The following is a 3,788-nucleotide window of genomic DNA, read 5'->3' on the forward strand; positions in this document are numbered from 1 at the left end:
GAAGATGCAGGTGTTCTGGCCCTGGTCTTCCTTCAGGATGTCGGCCTGCACCGTGCCGCGCACGGTCTTCAGCGTCCATTCGCGGATCTTCTCGGCTTCGTCCTCGGTCGGATCGCGGCCGTTGTCGGCCTTGAACTTGGCCATCTGCTGGTCGATGGCGGTGTTGAAGAAGCAGGCCAGGATGATCGGCGCCGGGCCGTTGATGGTCATCGACACCGAGGTGGTCGGATTGACCAGGTCGAAGCCATCGTAGAGCACCTTCATGTCGTCGAGCGTGGCGATCGACACGCCGGAGTTGCCGATCTTGCCGTAGATGTCCGGGCGCTCGTCCGGGTCGCAGCCGTACAGGGTCACCGAGTCGAAGGCGGTGGACAGGCGGTGCGCCGGCATGCCTTCGGACACCTTCTTGAAGCGGCGGTTGGTGCGGAAGGCGTCGCCCTCGCCGGCGAACATCCGGGTCGGGTCCTCGCCTTCGCGCTTGAAGGCGAACACGCCGGCGGTGTAGGGGAAGGAGCCGGGCACGTTTTCCTTCATCAGGAAGCGCAGGATCTCGCCTTCGTCGGTGTATTTCGGCAGGATCACCTTGCGGATCTTGGTGCCGGACAGCGACTGGCTGGTCAGCTGGGTGCGGATTTCCTTGTCGCGGATCTTGACCACGTATTCGTCGCCGGAATAGGCCTCCAGCGTCTGCGGCCACATGTCGAGCAGCTTCTTCGCCTTGGCGTCCTGCTGGCCGTCCTTGAAGGAGACCATCTCGTCGAAGTCGGCGACATTCTTGTCGCAGCCGGCAAAGATGCCCTTGGCGATGCGCAGCGACTGGCGCTCGCGGGCGATGGCCACCTGCTCCTCGGTGTGGGCGTGGTAGCCGCGCACGCTGTCGGCGATCTCGGCCAGGTAGCGCACACGCTGGGCCGGCACGATGGCGCGCTGGCTCGACGACTGCTTGACGGTAACCAGCGGCAGCTTGCCCTGGCCGAGCTTGAGGCCCTTTTCGGTAAGCGCCGGAACCAGCGCCTGGTAGAGGGCGGTGACGCCGTCGTCGTTGAAGCGGGCGGCCTGGGTGCCGTAGACCGGCATGTCGTCGGTCGGCGTGGTGAAGGCCTCGCGGTTGCGCTGGTACTGCTTGCGCACGTCGCGCAGCGCATCCTCGGCGCCCTTGCGGTCGAACTTGTTGATCGCCACGAAATCGGCGAAGTCGAGCATGTCGATCTTCTCCAGCTGCGACGCGGCGCCGAACTCCGGCGTCATCACGTACAGCGACAGATCGACGAAAGGCACGATGGCGGCATTGCCCTGGCCGATGCCGGAGGTCTCGACGACGACCAGGTCGAAGCCGGCCAGCTTGCAGGCGGCGATGACCTCGGGCAGCGCGGTGGAAATTTCGCTGCCGGTATCGCGGGTGGCCAGCGAGCGCATGAAGATGTTCGGATGCTCGATGGCGTTCATGCGGATGCGGTCGCCGAGCAGCGCGCCGCCGGTGCGCTTGCGCGACGGGTCGATGGAGACGATGCCGATCTTCACGCTGTCGCCCTGGTCGAGGCGGAAGCGGCGCACCAGCTCGTCGGTCAGCGACGACTTGCCGGCGCCGCCGGTGCCGGTGATGCCGAGGACCGGCGTTTCCAGCGCGGCGGCGGCCTTGAGGAGCGGCTCCTTGAGGGCCGGCGCCTCGCCGTTTTCAAGCAGCGTGATGATCCGCGACAGCAGGCGCTTGTCGCCCGCCTGCAGGCCGGCCAGCGCCTGCTCGGCGCTCGGCACGCCCTGGTCGGCGACGTCGTAGTCGGCATGCTGGACGACTTCGTTGATCATGCCCTGCAGGCCCATGTGCACGCCGTCTTCCGGGGCATAGATGCGGGTCACGCCGTAGCCGTGCAGTTCCTTGATTTCCGACGGCACGATGACGCCGCCGCCGCCGCCGAAGACCTTGATGTGCTCGCCGCCGTTGGCCTTGAGCAGGTCGATCATGTACTTGAAGAACTCGACGTGGCCGCCCTGGTAGGAGGTGATGCAGATGCCCTGGACGTCTTCCTGCAGCGCGGCATTGACGATTTCCTGCACCGAGCGGTTGTGGCCGAGGTGGATGACTTCGGAGCCGGTCGATTGCAGGATGCGGCGCATGATGTTGATCGACGCATCGTGGCCGTCGAACAGCGAGGCGGCGGTCACGAAGCGCACCTTGTTCTTCGGCTTGTACGGGGACAACTTCTTGGCTACGGACAAATCGGTCATGACGCCTGCCTCATCGAATAAGTAGGAAAGGCGCTCATGGTAGGCCGCTTTGACCGCACTGCCATTGTGGCGAATGACGACAATCGTGCAAATTCCGCCAAGGTGATACAGTAACGTAACCCGCCACCCGACGAGCCCGAAAATGGTGCACCGCACGATCAACCATCCCACCGGAAGAACGCAAGCCACTGTTGCAATGGGATTTGTTACGGGAATGCTGGCCGGCATGCAACACCGCGGGCTCGATCCATCACCGGTGCTCGACGCGCTGGAGATTGATATTGCAGACACGGCCAGGCGCATCCCCATCGACCGCTATGCCGCGCTGTACAACCGGCTGAACCGGCAACTGGACGACGAGGCCTTCAGTCTTTTCGCCCAGCCGATGCGCGTCGGCAGCTTCGAATTCCTGTGCCGCGGCTGCCTGAGCGCGCCCACGCTGGCCGACGCCCTGGCCCGCGCCAGCCGCTTCCTGCACATCGTGCTGCCCGACCTGGCGGTCGGCGTCCGCCGCTCGCACGGCCATGCCGAACTGGTCATCGCCGAAACCCGGCGCCTCTCCGACAACCCCGAAGACCCGGGCCGCATCTTCGCCTTCGAATGGCTGCTCCGCCTGCTGCACGGCCTCGCCTGCTGGCTGGCCGGGCGCGGCATCGGCCTCGACAACGTGATCTTTCCCTACCGCAAGCCGGCCCACTTCGGCGACTACGCGCTGATCTTCACCGAGGACTCGCGCTTCGCGCCGACCGTGCCGGGCGGCATGGGCACGCTGGTCGCCAGCTTCAACGCCAACCTGCTCGACCTCCCCATCCGCCGCGACGAAGCGGCGCTGCTCAGCTTCCTCGACGGCGCCCCGGGCAAGATCACCATGCTCTACCGGCGCGACCGGGAAATGGTCATCCGCGTCCGCGACCTGCTGCGCGCCGCGCTGCCCGACACCCTGAGCCTCGACGACATCGCCGACCGCCTGCACCTGTCGCCGCGCACCGTCCACCGCCGCCTGGAAGAGGAAGGCTCCAGCTTCCGCGGCATCAAGGACGCCCTGCGCCGCGACATGGCGCTGGCCCGCCTGACCAAGAGCAAGGACTCCATCGCCAAGGTCGCCGCCGACCTCGGCTACGCCGACACCTCGGCCTTCTACCGCGCCTTCGTCGAATGGACCGGCATGGCGCCGGTGCACTACCGGCGCCAATGGGTGGGAAAATACGCCGAACCGAATCGAGGAAACTGATGAAGCCGAAACCCCGACTGAAATCCCTGCTCGCCGCGCTGGCCCTGCTCGCCAGCGCCACCGCCGGCAGCGCCGGCCTGCTCGAAAAGGAAATCCATTTTTCCGAAGCCGACATCCAGGCGCAGCTCGACAAAAGCGGCGGCATGCAGAAAAGCTACGGCAAGGGCATGGTCGTCGTCGCCCTGATCGAGCCGCCGAAAATCCATCTCGGCGCACCGGAAGGCAAGGCCAGCGTCGCCGCGCGACTGAATGTTTCGCTGCTCGGCAACCCGCCGGTACCGGTCGACGTGCTCGGCACCTCCGGCCTGCGCTACGACGACAACGCCAAGGC

The 3,788-nt window shown here is 65.9% G+C and carries 3 protein-coding genes; 2 read left to right on the forward strand and 1 reads right to left on the reverse strand.

Features of this window, described 5'->3' with window-relative positions; all coding sequences use genetic code 11:
• A partial coding sequence (locus tag Q0P59_RS19620) for a methylmalonyl-CoA mutase family protein (protein ID WP_295009567.1) occupies nucleotides 1-2,226 on the reverse strand: 2,226 nt, incomplete at its 3' end.
• 142 nt (nucleotides 2,227-2,368) lie between these two features.
• Between Q0P59_RS19620 and Q0P59_RS19625 the strand changes: the two genes are divergently transcribed.
• Nucleotides 2,369-3,457: an AraC family transcriptional regulator gene (locus tag Q0P59_RS19625; RefSeq protein WP_295009569.1), complete on the forward strand. Its 1,089-nt coding sequence runs from the start codon at nucleotides 2,369-2,371 to the stop codon at nucleotides 3,455-3,457.
• Nucleotides 3,457-3,788 (forward strand): hypothetical protein (locus Q0P59_RS19630; protein WP_295009571.1); only part of this gene is annotated, 332 nt, incomplete at its 3' end. The genes Q0P59_RS19625 and Q0P59_RS19630, both read left to right, overlap by 1 nt.

The organism is uncultured Dechloromonas sp., from assembly GCF_945957265.1.
In the GTDB taxonomy this organism is placed as follows: Bacteria; Pseudomonadota; Gammaproteobacteria; order Burkholderiales; family Rhodocyclaceae; genus Azonexus.